We start from the raw sequence: 16,790 nt of genomic DNA on the forward strand, positions 1-16,790 counted from the left end.
GCCTGCCCGGTGCCCGGGGCGGCTGCCCACAAACCAGCGGCGTGGTCAGCTCGAAGGGCTCAGTGCCGCGACGTACTCCGTGCCCGAGCAGGTGGTCCCGAGCCGCGGGAAGATCGAGGACACGGCGAACTCGTGGGCGCGACCGTCCAGCCCGGTCATCGCATCCGTGATGTAGACGGCGTCGTAGCCGAGGTCGTCGGCGGCGCGGCCGGTGGACTCGACGCCGAAGTTGGTCGCGATCCCGGCCAGCGCGACGGTCTCGATCCCGCGCGTCTGCAACTCGCGGTCCAGCTCGGTCCGGCCGAAGGCGCCGATCGTCCGCTTGACGATCTCCAGATCTCCCGGCTCCGGCTGTGCACCGGGCGCGAACCCGCTGCCCTCCGGCTGCAGCTCGACCCCCGGCCGTTCGACCCGCACGTTCACGACCAACCCGCCCACCGACCGTGTCGCCTTCGCCAGCGCGACACACCGCTCCAGCACTTCCGGCCCGGTCAGTGGCGCCGTCTCCAGCGCCACGATCCGGGGCATCAGGTCGATCAGAACCAGCGCGGTATGCCGGGGATCCAGTCTGAGCTCGGTCATACCCCGACCCTAGTTGAGGACCAGTTCCACGAAGCCGAGGCCGGTACCCGCTGGCGGCGGATTCTTTACCGGCATAGTTGTCGTCCAGCCTGCACTCGAAAGGAGTTCGGAACCGTTTACCTCCTGCGCGGCGGCTGTTGATTCGTGCGTGCGTGCGCAGCGGCGGTCCAGGGGTTGGCCCCACTCGTCGTGATGCTTGCCGCGCGCGACAGACTGGGTCTCGACACCACACTGACCAGCGGGAGATTCGATGAGTTCTGCTCCAGCCCAGATCGCCGTCACCGGCCTCGCGGTGATGGGCCGCAACCTGGCCCGGAACCTGGCGCGCAACGGGTTCCGCGTCGCCGTCCACAACCGGTCGCAGGGCCGCACCGACGCCCTGATCAAGGAGTTCGGCCACGAGGGTGAGTTCGTCCCCGCCGCCGACCTGCCCGCCCTGGTCGAGTCGCTGGAACAGCCGCGGAAGATCATCATCATGGTCAAGGCGGGCGAGCCGACCGACGCGGTCATCGACGAACTGGTGCCACTGCTGGACGAAGGCGACATCGTCGTCGACGCCGGCAACGCGCACTTCGCCGACACCCGGCGGCGGGAGACCGCACTGCGCGAGAAGGGTCTGCACTTCGTCGGCAGCGGCGTGTCCGGCGGCGAGGAGGGCGCACTGAACGGCCCGAGCATCATGCCCGGCGGCTCCCCCGAGTCGTACGCGGCCCTCGAGCCGATGCTGACCAAGATCTCCGCACACGTGAACGGCGAGCCCTGCTGCGTGCACGTCGGCCCGGACGGCGCCGGCCACTTCGTCAAGATGCTGCACAACGGCATCGAGTACGCCGACATGCAGCTGATCGCGGAGGCGTACGACCTGCTCCGGCACGTCCTCGGACTCTCCCCGGCCGAGCTGGCCGACGTGTTCCGGGAGTGGAACAGCGGCGACCTCGAGTCGTTCCTGATCGAGATCACCGCGGAGGTGCTCAGCCAGGTCGACCCGACCACGGGCGGTCCGTTCGTGGACGTCGTACTGGACCAGGCGGAGCAGAAGGGCACCGGTCGCTGGACCGTGCAGTCCGCACTCGACCTCGGCATCCCGGTCAGCGGCATGGCCGAGGCCGTCTTCGCCCGATCCCTGTCGGGTGACGTCGTACGGCGTACTGCCGCGGCCGGAGTGCTGCCAGGGCCGGCCGACGCGAAGGCGGATGTGGACCGGGACGCGTTCGTCGAGGACGTGCGGCACGCGCTGTACGCGTCGAAGCTGGTCGCGTACGCACAGGGCTTCGACGCGATCCGGGCGGCGAGCGAGCAGTACGAGTGGGACATCGACCTGGGCGCGATGGCGACGATCTGGCGTGGCGGATGCATCATCCGGGCCCGCTTCCTGGACCGCATCAAGGAGGCGTACGACCGGAACCCGGACCTCCCCTCACTGCTCGTCGACGACTACTTCAAGGAAGCCATCGCGAACGGCCAGGAGGCCTGGCGCCGCGTGGTGGCCACCGCGGCGGCAGTCGGCGTACCGGCGCCCGGCTTCTCGGCCTCCTTGTCGTACTACGACGGCCTCCGCGCCGAACGCCTCCCCGCGGCCCTGATCCAAGGCCTCCGCGACCTCTTCGGCGCCCACACCTACCGCCGCACCGACCGCGAAGGCACCTACCACCTCGAATGGTCCGGCGACCGCTCCGAATCCGAGGCCTGACCCTGGCCCAAGCCGGCTTTTAGCTTGGTTTTCAGCCGGACCCGGTTCCACCGGGTCCGGCTGTTCCTTTGCGGCCGCCCCTCATCCGCGCCAAACCGCCTGCGCGCCCCCGACACAGACCCGCACCCGGGCCCCGCCATCTCCGCGCCGGGCCCTCAGGCACGCGCCGCCCCTCACCCACCGCAGCCGCCTCCGGCGAGCCATGCCCCGGTAGTGAGCGTGAAGCACAGGAGTGATGGTTGTTGCAGATGGGGCTGAATTGGCCTGGGTGTCGAACATATGTTCTAATAGACGCTCAGCGCCAGCCCGCTCACTGCGGGCGATGTTCAGAAGGAGATCGCCGCAACGATGACTGTAGACACTCTGGCAGTAGAAGCGCCGTCTGACGTCGCCGACACACCCGATACCGTCGCCCTGACGTCCACCGCGACAGACGCTCCGACGGACGCCCCGGCCATGGACGCAGCTCCGACGACCGACGCAGCCCCGGTCGCCGAGAAGCCAAAGAAGGCCACGGCAAAGAAGGCGGCCGGCAAGAAGACCAAGACCCTGGAGCTGACGCTGACCGTCACCGGCACTGCGGACGGCGAGTGGCACGCCGAGCTCAAGCAGGGCAGCACCTACCTGGCCCGCAACCTCGCCGTCGCAGCCGCCGCCGTCTCCCGCGCCGCCAAGGAGCTCCACGAAGACCTCTCCACCCCCATCGACGAGGTCATCGAAGCCGCCCGCGAACAGCAAGCCGCCAAGGTAGCCGCCCTGGAAGCCGAGCTCGAAGCCGCCCGCAAAGCCCTAGCCGACCTGGCGGACTAGCGCCCCACACCCTGAGGCTTAGCCCCACCAGCACCCCCCACCAGCCACCAACCCACCCCGGTCGGCCACCACGACGGCTCGTCACTGGCTGACAGTTGGCCCGCACAACGGCTGTTGGCGTACGACAACGAGGCGGCTGTGGGCCTGCACGACGATCGAGCGACTGGGGTTGTCGGGCTGCGCCACGATTGGTGCCCGCAGAGGTACACACCCTGGCGCGACAGCCATCTGCCTGGCGCTTGGAGGGCTTGCCCGGCCGCGTATCCGGCGGTCGAGACGGGCGTGCCCCACCACGACTGCTGACGTTTGGTGCTTTCCACCCGTCCGCTGCGACGGATTCCGTGCGCACCTCCCGCACGAGGGTGGGAAGCACCAAACGTCAGCCACCTCAGCAGCAGTGACACCCCGGCCGAGGTAGCTGATGGCAACAATCGTCAGCTGCCGACTCCCGCCGCCCCCGGGCCACACCACACCGTTGGCCGCCAGCTCCGACAGCGACGGCTGCGACGGAACGGCCGGGGTCTTCCAGCCGAACCCACAGACCGCGGGACGAACCGGTTCTGCTCAGGATCCGGCAGCGGCAGCGACCGGTCCGGCAGCGACTGCTCTGCAGCGGCACGACCGCGAGCGGGAACGGCACCGCCGGGAGCGGAGGGAAATGTGACGAAGACGCCGCGCCGGATGTCTGGGCGTGGTGGTGAGTGAAGCCTTACCGTGATTGCCTGGGCCGTCCCTGCTGGGCCCTGGCCACTCCGGATGAAGGGGTCAGATGAGCGCATTTCAGGACCTGGGATCGCTGCTGCTGGTGCGCGGCGCCGACGAGCTCGAGCACGCGGGCGGAAGCCTGTACGTCCATCTCCACCGCGTCGCCAAACGCCTGACCACGCTCGGCGCGTCCGACACCGTGGTCCTGGCCGGCCTCGCGCACGCGGCGTACGGAACCGATGGGTTCCCCACCCACCTGTTCGACTGGCAGCAGGAACGTCCGGTCCTGGAAGCCGTCATCGGACCCGAGGCCGAGCAGATCGTCTACCGCTACGGCTCCTGCGAACGCGAAACCACCTGGCGCGACCTCGCCGAACACCACACCGTCACCGACCGCTTCACCGGTACCTCCGAGGAGCTGTCCGTGGCCGACCTCCGCGACTTCATCGACCTCACCATCGTCAACGAGCTCGACGTCCTGGACCACGCCCCCGCCCTCGCCCCCAAACTCCGCCCCTTCCTCCAGGACCAAATCCCCCGCTGGCAATCCCTCGCCTCCCCCGCCGTCCTGGCCGAGGCCACCCGAATCCTCCAGCTCTAGCGGCCTCCTCCACCACCCAGCTCCAGCCTCCCGGCCCGGCACCGTTGTCGCGGAGCACCCGTCCGGGAACCTCAAGCCCGCGCCGGATCTGCCCTGCGGCCGCGGTCTCGCCGTACTCCAAGCTCCTCATCGAACGAAGTCTGCTGGAAAACTACTCACCGGCGACGGATGATCGGTGCATGGCCCGGTATGAAGTGGTTGCTCGCGCGAAGACTGACCGACGACTGTCCGACACCGACTACATCGACCTCGCACTCAAGTCGTACTCGCTCGACAAGGGCATGCGCTTCCAGCGGGTCGAGCACCTTCCCGACGGCACGGTCGCCGTCGTACTGCAGCACAAGCTCTCCCCACGCAAACACGACGCCGCCCGCAGCATGGCGAACCGTAGCCTCGCCCAGCTGGGATTCCCCGCCGCCCAGGTCCAGCAGATCGACCTCCTCCGCCTCTCCCGCAAGGGCAGGACGCTCGTCCGCTCCTGGTACACCCCGCAGGATCCTCCCGGCGACGAGGCCGGCGACCGCGAACCCCGCCGCCCGTCCCCCAACCCACCCCACCTCAAGGCAACCCTCGACCTGCCCAACAACTGACGAGCCGTCGAGCCGTCGAGCCGTCGAGCCGTCGACAGAGTTCTACGCCGAGTCGTCAATTGAGGTCCGCGAAACGGGCTTCAGCCAACCTCGATTGACGACTCGATGAGTGCGTGCAGGGCTGTGGACAGACGGCAACGCAGGCGGCGCAGGTCGGGCATGGTGGTGGGGTGGATGAGCGACCGGTTCGGCTGATCACGGCCGCGCAGGCCAGAGTGGCGGGGATCTCCCGCGGGATGCTGCGAAGCCGTCGCTACCAACGCGTCCTGGGGTCTGTGTACGTCGCCTCCGAGATCCCGCTGACGCTTCGAGTGCGCGCGGAGGCCGCATTGTCGCTCGTGCCGAACGGCGTACTGAGTCATCACACCGCGCTGGCGTTGTGGGGCGCCTCGGGTCCTGTCGACGACCGCCTGCATGTGAGTGTTCGTCGTGATCCGAAGCGAGCGAAGCCACGAGTTCATGGCCTCACGGTCCACGAAGTCCTCAATCTCGATGATCAGATTCTGGATGGCTTACCAGTGAGCCGGCCCGAGCGCACATTCTTGGACCTCGCCGGCGGCTCCGATCTGACCGGGCTCGTCATCGCCGGGGATTCGCTGGTACGGCGCTCGCCGGCCACACCCGAGTCACTTACCGCGCTGGCAACGTCAACGGCGGGCATGCGAGGAATCCGGCTGGCCCGGCGGGCGGCGACGCTCGTGCGCCACGGTGTCGACTCTCCGATGGAGACACGACTCCGGCTGCTGATCGTGCTCTCCGGACTACCCGAGCCCGCGGTCGGCCACGTGGTCCTCGACTCTGACGGTGGTTGGCTGGCCAAGCCGGACTTGTCGTACCCGGAACTCAAGATCGCGATCGAGTACGACGGCCACCATCACCTGAAGGATGCCCGTCAGTGGCAACGCGACATCCGCCGTCGAGAGAACCTCGAACGCGCAGGCTGGCGAGTCCGCGTCATCACCGCCGCCGACCTCCTCACCGCCCCCGCCACCATCCTCGCCCGCATCTCCACCGACCTCCACGCCCGCCACCTCTCCCACCTCGCGGCCTGACCAACCTGATCCCCCACTCACTCGTCAATCCCGGTCGAAGAAGCCGGCCCGACTCGACCAAGATCGACAACTCGATCCCGCGCCAGCATCGGCTGGGCTGTGCGGCGAGGGCCCAGCGGCATGCGCTGCGGGTGGCACGACCCGCGTCGTCGCGAGCCCGTCGGAGCACGGCGCCGCGGCACGCGGAGCCGGCCCGGTCTCGCTCGGAGCACGGCCCGGCGGCACGCGGAGCCGACCCGGTCCCGCTCGGAGCACGGCCCGGCGGCGCGTGGAGCCTGCGCGGTCCCGCTCGAAGCACGGCGCGGCGGCGCGTGGAGCCGGCGCGGTCCCGGTCGGCGGCGTGGCCGGCGTACGCGGGCTGCGCGGGGGGCGGCGCGGCGTGATACGGGCTGAGTCAGCACTCAGTCGTCAGTGTTGGTCCACAAAGTCGGCTCAACTCAACCAAAATCGACGACTCGATGTCGCGCCGGGCATCGGCTCGGCTGGACGGCGAGAGGTCGGTGGTGGACGCTGCGGCGGGAGCGGCGCGCCCGGCCCGACGCGTGAAGTCGGCGCACGTGGGGTCGGCGCGCCTGGAGTCGAAACGGTCCCGATCGGCGGGGACGTGGTCGGTGTACGTGGGGCCGGCGCGCGTGGGGTCCGCGCGCGTGAAGTCGACGCGCGTGGAGTCGGCGGCGCGAGTGATTCGAGGTGGGTCAGCACTCAGTCGTCAGTTCCGGTCCATGAAGTCGGCTCGACTCAGCCAAAATCGACGACTCGATGTCGCGCGGGCGTCGGCTGGGCTGGGTGGCGGGAGGTCGGTGGTGGACGCTGCGGCGGGGAGCGGCGCGGCCGGGTGGCGTGCGTGGGGTCGGCGCGGCGTCGCGTCGGCTCAGCTGCGCCTCGGCGAGCGTGGGGTCCGCGCGCCGTCGGCGGGCGTGAGGTTGGGGTGCGCGGGCGGCGGGCGCGAGTGTGGGGCGGGGGTGGGTTAGGGGGTGAAGACTTCGAAGGGGGTGGCGTAGGGGGTGCCTAGGCGGGTGCCGGTGGGGCGGGAGACGGCTTCGAGGAATTCGGCGGGGTCGAAGTCGGGGCGGTTGAGGCCTTCCAGGTACGCCTTGTGGGCTCGGAGGGACTCGAGGCCGAGGTCGAAGGTGTCGGTGGTGTCGGCGGCGTGGCGGGAGTTGGGGGAGCCGGCGGCCCACACTTGGCGTACGCCGTTCCAGCGTTCGCCGGCGTCGGGGAAGATCCAGCGGTTGGCCGCGTCGCGGACCGCGTCGAGGGTGGCGCGGCCGGTGTTGATGTGGTCGGCCTGGTTGAGCAGTACGTCGCCGTCCCAGGTGTCGCGGAAGTTGTTGGTGATCACGATCTCCGGCCGGTGCCGCCGGATCACCGAGGTGATCACGCGGCGGAGCGCTACGCCGTACTCGATTGTGCCGTCTGGCTGGCCGAGGAACTCGACCGCCGAGACGCCGACGATCCGGGCGGACTCGATCTGCTCGGCCTCGCGCAGCGGGCCGCACTCGTCGGGTGCGACACCGTCGATGCCCGCCTCCCCCGAGGTCAGCATGCAGTACACGACGTCCTTGCCCTGCCTGGTCCACCGCGCGATCGCGGCCGCCGACCCGAACTCCAGGTCATCCGGATGCGCGACAACAGCGAGCGCCTTCTGCCAGTCCTCGTCGACCGGTTCCAATTTCTCCACACCACTCATCCCCGCAGGCTAGCCCGCCCAGCAGGCTTCCGCGACCGTCTTCGCCCAAACAGACTGGGTGGTCAGCCGAAGACTTGGCGGGTGTAGGGGTTGGTGAAGGTCCGGTCGGGATCCAGTCGGTCTCGTACGGCGAGGAAGTCGTCGAAGCGGGGGTAGCGAGTACGGAGGTCGGAAGCGGTCAGGGTGTGGAGTTTCCCCCAGTGCGGGCGGCCGTCGTAGTCGGCGACGATTCGCTCGAAGGCCCGGAAGTACTCGTCGTGCGGGAGGCGGTGGTACTGATGAATGGCGATGTAGGCGGTGTCGCGGCCGTGGGCGGTGGACAGCCAGATGTCGTCGGCGGCGGCGACGCGGACCTCGATCGGGAACGGGATGCGCGAGCCTGAGCTGTCGATCCACGAGCGCAGCCGGCGGATGACGTCGATTGCGTGCTCCCGGGGTACGGCGTACTCGGACTCGCGGAAGACCACGTTGCGTTCGGAGCAGAAGACCTTGTACGACGCGTCGACGTACTCGCGGGCCGACAACGCGCGCGACGCGATCCGGTTGATCCTTGGCACCAGGCCGGGCTGCCGCGTCGCGAGCCGGTTGGTCAGCTCGAACACCTTGTTGGACAGCAGTTCGTCGTCGACCCAGCCGCGGAGCCGGCTGACCGGAGAGGCGCCGACGCCGCTCGCGACCCGGTTGTTCCGCTTGGTGAGCGCGAGGTCGGTGTGCGGAAACCAGTAGAACTCGAAGTGATCGTTGCCGTCGGCAAGCTCGTCGAACCCGTCCAGCACCTCCGGCAGCGGAAGCGGTCTCTCCTGCGCCCGCAGCAGGAACGCGGGCACGCACTGCAGCGTGAGCGAGGTGATCACGCCGAGCGCGCCGACCGAGATGCGCGCGGCGTTGAAGACGTCCGGGTTCTCCTCCGCGGAGCAGTGCAGCACCGAGCCGTCGGCCGTGACCAGGTCGAGCGCGACGACCTGTGTCGCGAGACCGCCGAGGCGCGCGCCGGTGCCGTGCGTACCGGTGGAGATCGCGCCGGAGATGGTCTGTTTGTCGATGTCGCCGAGGTTGGCCATCGCCAGGTCGAAGGCGGCCAGGCCCGCGTTGAGCTTGCGCAGGCCGGTGCCGGCGCCGACGGTGACGCGGCCGGATTCCTTGTCGGCGTACGTGATCGAGGACAGGCCGTCGAGCCGGATCATCACCTGCTCGGGCACCGAGCAGCCGGTGAACGAGTGGCCCGCGCCGACCGCCCTGAGCTTCCTGCCCTGCTCGGCGGCGGTCTTCACCGCGGCCGCCAGCTCGTCGGCCGACGCCGGGCGGAGCAGCTCCACGCCGGTCGCCGACTCGGTGCCGGACCAGTTCCGCCAGGTGCTCATCCGAAGTTCTTCCCCTCACCTCGGTACGTCGGGAGCCCGGTCAGCTCGTCACCGTCGATCGCGTACACGACATCGAATCGCTCCAGCATCTCGCCCGCCTTCGCATAGCGCATCCAAACCCGGTCTCCAAGATGCAATCCATCGGCGGAACTTCCAAGGACCGGAGTCTGCACTTCTCCGGCACCTTCTGTGCCCAGCAGCTTCAACCCGGCCGGCCACGCCGGCAACGGCAGCCGCGACTTCTTCGCCGGACCGGAGGCGACGTACCCGCCGCCGAAGAGGGTCGCGATCCGTGGCCCGGGCCGCCGTACGACGTCCAGCGCGTAGGCGACGGCGTGCTCCGGCTGGAAGACGTCGTACTTGTCGAAGAGGGTCGGGCCGTAGAGACCGGAACCGGCGGTGACCTCGGTGACGGCCGGGTCGGCGCTGCTGATCTCGAGGCTGCCGGTGCCGCCGCTGTTGACGAGCCGCAGCGGGGCGAACTGCTTGAGTGCGTCGACGACGGCGCCGCGACGATCGGCGAGCTCGGCGGCCGAGCGGCGTTTGACCCAGCGGACGGCCGGCGAAGTGTCCGGGAGACCGGCGATCTGCGCCTCGTAGAACATCACTCCGACCAGCTCGAAGGCATCGTCGGCGACGACCTCGCGGGCGAGGCCGGCGACGTCCGCCGGAGTCCGGAGCGGCGAACGACGTACCCCGAGATGTTGCCCGAAGACCCGCAATGACGCGTCCACGTCGAGACAGACCTGGATTCGCGTGCCGCCGGCGGTGACGGACTTGATGAACGCGAGGTGCTCGGACGAGTCGATCATCAAGGTGATCCGGGCGGCGGCTTCAGGATCCTCGGCCAGCGAGCGCAGGGCGGTCCGGTGCGTGGTCGGGTAGCCGAGCAGGATGTCGTCGACACCGTTGCGCGCCAGCCAGAGCGCCTCGGGCAGGGCGTAGCTCATCGCGCCGTGGAAACCGGGCCGCTCCAGCGCGGCCGCGATGAGCGCGCGGCAGCGGACCGACTTCGACGCGATCCGGATCGGCGTCCCCGCGGCACGGCGGACCAGGTCGTCCGCGTTCCGCCGGAACGCGGCCAGGTCGACCACCGCGTACGGCGCGTCGAGGTCCGCGGTCAAGCGGGTATACCGCTCGAAGTCACCCATAACGGGAGTGTAGGTCAACAAATACTGAAAGGTAATACAACTTCTGTTGCGGTTCCTACGGGGAATCGATCACGGCTTCCAGTGCCCGTACGACGCTGCGCGCCCAGTCTGACTGCGTGTCGGCCTGGGCGGAGGCTGCGGCGAGTAAAGCGACCGTGGAGCCCTTTACCACCGACACATCGACGTACTGCTCGGCCTCGTCGCCCGCATAGCGTCGTACTGCGGCTGCCGTGGTGTCCTCCGACCACAGTTGCTTCACACTGAGGTCACCGCCCTCGCCGCAAGCCGCGATGCGGGCCTGGTAGCCGGTGCGGTACGCCGTCGCCTGGTCAGCAGCTGCGAAGCGCAGAAGTAGTGCAGTGCCGGGCTTGCCGTCTGTTGTCCGGTAGGCGCCTTGCAGTGCGTACTGCGGAACCGGCAGCGAACCTGTCGGGAGTTGGCCAGCGCAACCGAGCGGCAAGGCCTCGTACGCAGCCTGATGCGGGTCACGTCGACGCGTCCAGGTCTGGTTGCCTAGAAAACCCTCCTCTGCACCGCCTGGGTCGACGTACGTCTTCCAGCCGGGACCTAGCTTGTCGGGCGCCGGCAGATTGCGTGCGGTGAGCGGACCGGCAGTGGGTGGAGGTGGCGCAGTGGCCTCCTCCGGTAGCTCAGGCGGCACTGCGGCGTCCGTCGGCTTCACGGTGCTCAGGGTGTTGGTCGGCACGGGCACGGTCCCACCCACCGTCTCCGGAATGGGAGTCGGACTGGGAGTCGTCGCCGCTTGAGGGCTCTCGTTACCGCTGCACCCCACCAGCAGCACCAAGAGGGCGGCGGCAGCCGCGACACCTCTCATCTGGGCTGGAAGTGCTGGTAGTCGGGTTTGCTCCAGTAAGCGCCCCACAAGTAGCCCTGGCCGATCAGCGCCTTCGTGGCGGTGCTGCTCGCGAACAACATGCCAGGGCGGGACACGGAGCGGTTGCGGTAGGCAAGGCCGTTGGACGGATACCAGACGCCATTGGCGGCCAGGTACGGGTTCTCCACGGTGTTGATGTCGATGGCCCAGCCATAGGAGTGCGGCGAGAGCGCGTACGGGTTGCCGGTGACCCGGCGGCAGTTGAACACGGAGGTGTTGTCCGCCGCCATCGACTTGATGTCGCTACCGCCGAAGCGGTCCACCCGGCGCATCTGCCGGATCGGGAACTTGGACGCGAACGTCGATGTCCAGACCGTGATCATCTTCCGTACGGCGGCATCCCGCACGATCAGCTCACCGCGGTGGACCTTGCCGTCGAAACCCCAGTAGTTCAACTGAATCAGCCGCAGCGACGAAGGCTTGACCGGGCAGCCGGCGCGGTACGTGTACGGCACCATCGAGGCCGAGACGGCGTACACCTTGGGGTTCAGGGCCGCCCTGACCACGATCGTGGCGAGGCCGGAGTACTCCATCTGGGGCTGGCTGACCCAGCGGGTCAGCACCCGCACGGTCCGGGTCGCCGGGACGTTGTCCGGCACCCGCATCCGGAAGTTGCCTGCGGCATCCATCTTGCCAATGGCGAGCAGTCGCCACTTGCCGCTGCCGAGGTAGTCCTGCAGTGCGAGCTCCTTGCCCGGCTCGGCCGGGGTCATCCGGCCGGTGACGGAGGCGCCGGTCAGCGTCGCGTACCACGGCGCCGGGGTGTTCAGCACGATCTTGCGGTCCTGGATGTTCGAGGACTGGTACGGCGAGATCGCGAGCGCGGTCTCGGCCTTGACGCCGATCATGGTGCGGAACGCCCACGTGCCGGGTGTCGCGGAGATGTAGCTGAACTTGTACACGCCGCCGGTCGTGGTCCGGGTCGAGGCGCGCAACACCCAGGCGCCGGGGACGCGCTGCCAGAGGGTGATGTACGAGCCGGTGATCGGCTGGCTGATCTTGCCGGTGAACACCGTGGCCCGGTCCTCCCAGGACGCGGCGGGTTTGGCCAGCGTGATCGACCACTCCTCGGCGGCCGTCGGTGTAGGCGTGGACGTCGGCGTCGGCGTCGGCGTGGGGGTCGGCGTCGGCTCCTCGACGGCCGAGGGTGGTGGTCCCGTAGGGGTGGCCGACGGCGTGTCGGCCAACTCCTTCGACGTCGAAATATCCGACGGGCTCTCGGTCGGATCATTCGACGTCGAAGATGTTGAGGTCGAAGGTTTCGATGTCGAAGGAGCTGGTGGGGTTGGGTCATCGTCGGCTGCGGCGCCGGGCGCGTGCAGCCCGGCCGCCAGCAGCAGTGCCGTCAGTCCCATCCCAAAGGCTCGCCACATCATCCGAACGCCCCTCTCCCCTGAACCGGGACCGGGCCGGTCCCCCCACCGCTTCTTACCCACTGAAGATGCGGTCGAAGAGGCAGATGTCACACACTACGTGGAAGTTCTGCCAAATGAGCGGTTTTTTCCACCGCGGCTAATCGTGCAGCCGTTTCACCGCGGCGTCGATGCGCTCATCGGTGCTAATCGTGCAGCCGTTTCACCGCGGCGTCGATGCGCTCATCGGTGCTAATCGTGCAGCCGTTTCACCGCGGCGTCGATGCGCTCGTCGGTGCCAGTGAGAGCAACGCGGACGTGCCGCTCCCCCGCCGTACCGTAGAAGGCTCCCGGGGCGACCAGGATGCCGCGATCCGCGAGCGCGCCCACCGAGCCGTACGAGTCGAACTCGGGGTGCTCGGCCCACAGGTACAGACCGCCGTTGGACAAGGTGATGACCCAGCCGGCGTCCGTCAGCGCATCACGCAGTACGGCGCGGCGCCGCAAGTACCGCTCCCGCTGCACCTCAACGTGCGCGTCGTCGGCAAACCCGGCCGCCATCGCCGCCTGGATCGGCGACGGCACCATCAGGCCCGCATGCTTGCGGACGGCAAGCAGTTCCGCGACCACCGTCTCGTCGCCGGCCACGAATCCACCGCGATACCCGGCGAGGTTGGACCGCTTCGAGAGCGAGTGCACGGCCAGCAGGTTGTCGAAGCTGCCGCCCGAGATATCCGGGTGCAGCACCGACACCGGCCGCGAATCCCAGCCGAACTCGATGTAGCACTCGTCGCTCACCAGCAGTACGTCGTTCGCCCGCGCCCACTCGACCGCCCGACGCAGATCCTCCGGCGAGGTGATCTCACCCGACGGGTTGCGCGGCGAATTGAGGTAGGCGACCCGGACCGGCCCGTCGTACGTCGTCGGATCGGCGACCGGAACGCTCTCGGCGCGAGCCAGCGCCGCGCCGGCCTCGTACGTCGGGTAGGCGAGGTCCGGGATGAGCACCGTGTCGCCGGCGCCGATGCCGAGCAGCGTCGGCAGCAGCATGATCAGCTCCTTGGTGCCGATCACGGGCAGTACGCCGGTCCGCGGGTCGACACCGGGTACGTCGAGACGCCGCGCCATCCAGTCCACGGCCGCCTGCCGCACGGTCGACGTACCGATGGTGGTCGGGTACGCCGGCGCGTCGGCCGCCTCCGCGAGCGCGTTCTTGATCAGGTCCGGCACCGGGTCGACCGGGCTGCCGATGGACAGGTCCACGATCCCGTCGGGATGCGCCGCCGCCTTCTGCTTGTACGGCGCGAGCTTGTCCCACGGAAAGTCCGGCAGCCGCCGCGAAGTCTCGAAGATCACCTCCGCATTCTCTCCTGTCAGCCGGATCGCCGGTCGGCAGGCGCCCGCTCCGCGAGAAAGACGACGGCCTTCTTCACCAGGTCGGGATCGCGCAGGACCCGGCGGTGCCCGAGGCCCTCGCTGGTCTCGAGCCGGGCGCCGGGCCAGTGAGCGAGGACGTCGACGCTGCCCTGGTACGACGTCTCCGGGTCGGAGCGATCGTGGACGAGCAGCAGCGGGGGCAACGGGCGACGGGAGGCGATGGACGGGATCACCGAGTCCATCCGGAACGAGTCCATCGGCCCGAAGCGGGCCTCGAACCGGCGGAGGAAGCCGGCCCGGATCCGCGGACCGAAGCCGAGAAAGGCCTGCATCTGGTCGAGTGTTTCGGTGAAGTCCGTCGCGGTGGCGATGAAGACGACGCGCTCGACATCGAGCCCGTCGCGCAGCGCGAGCGCGGTCGCGGGTGCACCGAGCGAGTGCGCGACGACGCCGTACGCCGGTCCTCGCGCGGCCACCACGACCTTCAGCGCGTCGGCCAACTCGAGGAGTGTGGACGCACCCTTGCCCTCACGGCCGGGAGCCGAGTCGCCATGACTTGGAGCGTCGTACGTGATGACCCGGAAGCCCGAGTCGACGAGCGGCTGGATGTGGGCGGCGAGCTGCAGCCCCCACCCACCCCAGCCGTGGACGAGGTAGATCGCCGGGCCCGCGCCGTACGACTGCCCACGGATGCCCCCGACCTCGAACGGGGTCGGCGTCGGGAGCTCGCCACGCGGGCGGCGGGTCTGCTCCGGTACGGCGGGAACGCGGAACCAGAGACGGTTGAGGAAGCCCACGCCGACGGCCGGTGCGATTCGTTCCAGCATAGTGAAAGCGAGATTCATCGACCGAACGTTCGTGCTTTTCTTGGCCGCCATGGCGACTACTCCAGGTCTCTCGAAAGGGTCAGCGGCGGGCCGCCCGGAGGAGCGCCTCGAAGGCGGTGCGCGCTCGATCCTCGGCCTTGGGGTCGGCCAGCAGGCGGCTGGCGTGGTGGTACGACAGCAGGACGCCTCTGATGTCGAAGGCGTACTGCTCGGGATCGGCGTCGGGGCGGAAGTGGCCCTCGCTGATGCCGGTCCGGAAGACGTTGGCGAGCAGGTCGGCGTAGTCGCGCTCGGCGCTCACCACGCGGTCGCGGACCGGGCCCGGCGGTGCGTCGTCGAGCTCCGCCGAGACGCTGGCGAAGAAGCATCCGCCGGGGAGCGCGAGGTCGCCGTTGTCCCAGCGGAGTTTGCGGTCGAAGAGCTCGCGCAGGCGTGGTTCGCCACGCGGAGCCTGCAGCGCCGGCCGGACGACCCGCTCGGCGAACAGCTCGGCGGCGCGCTCGACCACCGCGACCTGGAGCTGCTCCTTGGAGCGGAAGTGCGCGAACAGGCCACTCTTGGACAGCTGCATCCGATCGGCCAGCAACCCGATGGTGAGCCCGCTCAGCCCGCTCGCACTCACCACCCGCGCGGCCTCGTCCAGGACCGCGGCCCGAGTCTGCTCACCCTTACCCACCCCAGAATAAAAGCACGACCGTTCGTCAGATGGCAAGCAGTTCAGCAGGACTTCTCCGGGTCGACCTTGGTGAGGATCTGGTCGGCGATGACCTTGAGCTGGGCGAGCTGCTCCGGGGTGAGAGCGTCGATCACGTACTCGCGGACGGTCGCCTTCAACGCCGTCCTGCTGATCCTGGCCGTGATCGTCGCCGTCTTCCGCTTCGGCCCGAACAGCTTCTAGACCGCACAGCACTTCTCGGCCGCACGGCTCAGCGCCGCCAGGTCCACCTGCCCGCGACGAGGGTGGCGTGGACCTGGGTCGTCCCGAAGGTCTGCCTCCTGGCCTTACTCTGCAAGCGGACCGGTGCGACGAGGAGGCAGCGCGAAATGACGTACGACGTGGCCGTGGTCGGCGCGGGGGCGATGGGCTCGGCGGCTGCCCGGGCGTTGGCGGCTGCGGGGCGTGAGGTCGTCGTACTGGAGCAGTACGAGTTGGGCCATGTCCGGGGTGGGTCGCACGGCGGCACTCGGCTGTTCCGGCCGGCTGCGGACAACCCGGAGGTCGCGCGGCTGACTGAGCAGGCACGCGGCTTGTGGCGGGAGTTGGAAGACCAGTCCGGCGAGACGTTGTTTGAGGTGACCGGCGGGATTGACCACGGGGTCGACGATGCGGCGGTAGAGGCGTTCCGTGCGCTGCACCCGGCCGGCCAGGTGCTCGCACCTGAGGAGGCCGCGGAGCGCTGGCCGGGCATGCGGTTCGAGACGCAGGTGCTCTACCAGCCCGGTTCTGGGCGGTTGTACGCCGACCGCACGGTGAGTGCGCTGCAGCGAGTGGCGGACGCAGAATTCCGGGAGCAGTCGCCAGTGAAGGCGTTGCGGCTCCACAACGGCCTGGTCGAGCTCGACGTACCCGGTGGGGCGGTGCGGGCGCGGCAGGTCGTGGTGACGGCCGGGGCGTGGGCTCCGAAGCTGCTGACCGGGTTAGTGCCGCTGCCACCGTTCACGGTGACGCAGGAGCAGCCGCGGTTCTTCGAACCGGTGTCGGACGTCGACTGGCCTTCGTTCGTCCACGGGCGCAAAGCAAGCTACGGCCTGTTCGAGCCCGGGTCCGGCGTGAAAGTCGGGCTGCACGGCACCGGGCCGGAAGTCGATCCCGACACGCGTGACTTCGCGGTGGACCCCGAGCGGGATGCTCAGCTGATCCGGTACGTCGAGGCGTGGTTTCCCGGGCTGGACACCAGCCGGTCGACGGCGATCAGCTGCCTGTACGACACCACGCCGACGGACAACTTCGTCATCGACCGGGTCGGGCCGATCACGGTCGCGGTCGGGTTCTGTGGGCAGGGTTTCAAGTTCGTGCCACTGGTCGGCGAGCACGTGCGTGACCTGGTGATCGGCGGGGCCGCGGTGCCATCACGCTTCCGGCTCAGCAGCCACGGAGGAGGGTAGC

The 16,790-nt window shown here is 69.2% G+C and carries 15 protein-coding genes; 6 read left to right on the plus strand and 9 right to left on the minus strand.

From position 1 onward, the window contains the following. Positions 1–45: 45 nt before the first annotated feature. A complete protein-coding gene (locus AB0F43_RS07405) occupies positions 46–582 on the minus strand; it encodes an isochorismatase family protein (RefSeq protein ID WP_360471944.1) in 537 nt (178 codons plus the stop codon). Positions 583–832: 250 nt separating this feature from the next. Here AB0F43_RS07405 and gndA point away from each other — a divergent pair, with 250 nt between their 5' ends. The 5 genes from gndA (at position 833) to AB0F43_RS07430 (ending at position 6,030) form a co-directional block, all read left to right on the plus strand. Beyond that, positions 833–2,272: an NADP-dependent phosphogluconate dehydrogenase gene (gene gndA, locus AB0F43_RS07410; RefSeq protein WP_360471947.1), complete on the plus strand. Its 1,440-nt coding sequence runs from the start codon at positions 833–835 to the stop codon at positions 2,270–2,272. A gap of 348 nt (positions 2,273–2,620) precedes the next feature. Beyond that, positions 2,621–3,082 (plus strand): DUF6319 family protein, encoded by a 462-nt coding sequence (locus AB0F43_RS07415; protein WP_360471950.1) that lies wholly within the window; start codon positions 2,621–2,623, stop codon positions 3,080–3,082. Between the two features lie 769 nt (positions 3,083–3,851). Then, positions 3,852–4,388: a DUF6817 domain-containing protein gene (locus AB0F43_RS07420; protein WP_360471951.1), complete on the plus strand. Its 537-nt coding sequence runs from the start codon at positions 3,852–3,854 to the stop codon at positions 4,386–4,388. A 179-nt stretch (positions 4,389–4,567) separates the two neighbouring features. Next, positions 4,568–4,978, plus strand: coding sequence for a hypothetical protein (locus AB0F43_RS07425; RefSeq protein WP_360471953.1), 411 nt, complete (start codon positions 4,568–4,570; stop codon positions 4,976–4,978). A 170-nt stretch (positions 4,979–5,148) separates the two neighbouring features. Further along, complete coding sequence (locus tag AB0F43_RS07430) at positions 5,149–6,030, plus strand: hypothetical protein (RefSeq protein ID WP_360471954.1); 882 nt, start codon at positions 5,149–5,151, stop codon at positions 6,028–6,030. Between the two features lie 967 nt (positions 6,031–6,997). On the opposite strand, the gene AB0F43_RS07435 is transcribed toward AB0F43_RS07430, so the two are convergent. The 8 genes from AB0F43_RS07435 to AB0F43_RS07470 form a co-directional block, all read right to left on the minus strand. Beyond that, complete coding sequence (locus tag AB0F43_RS07435) at positions 6,998–7,720, minus strand: PIG-L deacetylase family protein (RefSeq protein WP_360471956.1); 723 nt, start codon at positions 7,718–7,720, stop codon at positions 6,998–7,000. 62 nt (positions 7,721–7,782) lie between these two features. Then, positions 7,783–9,081 (minus strand): D-arabinono-1,4-lactone oxidase, encoded by a 1,299-nt coding sequence (locus AB0F43_RS07440; RefSeq protein WP_360471958.1) that lies wholly within the window; start codon positions 9,079–9,081, stop codon positions 7,783–7,785. Beyond that, positions 9,078–10,232, minus strand: a complete 1,155-nt coding sequence (locus AB0F43_RS07445) for an amino acid deaminase/aldolase (RefSeq protein WP_360471961.1) — start codon at positions 10,230–10,232, stop codon at positions 9,078–9,080. Before AB0F43_RS07445 ends, AB0F43_RS07440 begins: the two co-directional genes overlap by 4 nt. A 55-nt stretch (positions 10,233–10,287) precedes the next feature. Continuing rightward, complete coding sequence (locus tag AB0F43_RS07450; RefSeq protein ID WP_360471963.1) at positions 10,288–10,944, minus strand: hypothetical protein; 657 nt, start codon at positions 10,942–10,944, stop codon at positions 10,288–10,290. Positions 10,945–11,063: 119 nt separating this feature from the next. Then, positions 11,064–12,314: a M15 family metallopeptidase gene (locus AB0F43_RS07455; protein ID WP_360471966.1), complete on the minus strand. Its 1,251-nt coding sequence runs from the start codon at positions 12,312–12,314 to the stop codon at positions 11,064–11,066. Between the two features lie 417 nt (positions 12,315–12,731). Next, positions 12,732–13,832: a succinyldiaminopimelate transaminase gene (dapC, locus tag AB0F43_RS07460; RefSeq protein WP_360473056.1), complete on the minus strand. Its 1,101-nt coding sequence runs from the start codon at positions 13,830–13,832 to the stop codon at positions 12,732–12,734. 20 nt (positions 13,833–13,852) lie between these two features. Continuing rightward, complete coding sequence (locus AB0F43_RS07465) at positions 13,853–14,683, minus strand: alpha/beta fold hydrolase (protein ID WP_360471969.1); 831 nt, start codon at positions 14,681–14,683, stop codon at positions 13,853–13,855. A 79-nt stretch (positions 14,684–14,762) separates the two neighbouring features. Beyond that, entirely contained in the window at positions 14,763–15,359 is a 597-nt protein-coding gene (locus AB0F43_RS07470) for a TetR/AcrR family transcriptional regulator (protein WP_360471972.1), read from the minus strand. Positions 15,360–15,727: 368 nt separating this feature from the next. Between AB0F43_RS07470 and AB0F43_RS07475 the strand changes: the two genes are divergently transcribed. Next, positions 15,728–16,789 (plus strand): FAD-dependent oxidoreductase, encoded by a 1,062-nt coding sequence (locus AB0F43_RS07475; protein WP_360471975.1) that lies wholly within the window; start codon positions 15,728–15,730, stop codon positions 16,787–16,789. Position 16,790 lies beyond the last annotated feature (1 nt).

Origin of the sequence: Kribbella sp. NPDC023972, assembly GCF_040639075.1 — a bacterium.
In the GTDB taxonomy this organism is placed as follows: domain Bacteria; phylum Actinomycetota; class Actinomycetes; order Propionibacteriales; family Kribbellaceae; genus Kribbella.

Excerpts from the sequence above, each read along its gene's own strand:
- AB0F43_RS07475 (WP_360471975.1), top strand. The coding sequence starts at position 15,728 with ATGACGTACGACGTGGCCGTGGTCGGCGCGGGGGCGATGGGCTCGGCG.
- AB0F43_RS07435 (WP_360471956.1), bottom strand. The coding sequence starts at position 7,720 with ATGAGTGGTGTGGAGAAATTGGAACCGGTCGACGAGGACTGGCAGAAG.
- AB0F43_RS07440 (WP_360471958.1), bottom strand. The coding sequence starts at position 9,081 with ATGAGCACCTGGCGGAACTGGTCCGGCACCGAGTCGGCGACCGGCGTG.
- AB0F43_RS07445 (WP_360471961.1), bottom strand. The coding sequence starts at position 10,232 with ATGGGTGACTTCGAGCGGTATACCCGCTTGACCGCGGACCTCGACGCG.
- gndA (WP_360471947.1), top strand. The coding sequence starts at position 833 with ATGAGTTCTGCTCCAGCCCAGATCGCCGTCACCGGCCTCGCGGTGATG.
- AB0F43_RS07415 (WP_360471950.1), top strand. The coding sequence starts at position 2,621 with ATGACTGTAGACACTCTGGCAGTAGAAGCGCCGTCTGACGTCGCCGAC.
- AB0F43_RS07420 (WP_360471951.1), top strand. The coding sequence starts at position 3,852 with ATGAGCGCATTTCAGGACCTGGGATCGCTGCTGCTGGTGCGCGGCGCC.
- AB0F43_RS07425 (WP_360471953.1), top strand. The coding sequence starts at position 4,568 with ATGGCCCGGTATGAAGTGGTTGCTCGCGCGAAGACTGACCGACGACTG.
- AB0F43_RS07465 (WP_360471969.1), bottom strand. The coding sequence starts at position 14,683 with ATGCTGGAACGAATCGCACCGGCCGTCGGCGTGGGCTTCCTCAACCGT.
- AB0F43_RS07405 (WP_360471944.1), bottom strand. The coding sequence starts at position 582 with ATGACCGAGCTCAGACTGGATCCCCGGCATACCGCGCTGGTTCTGATC.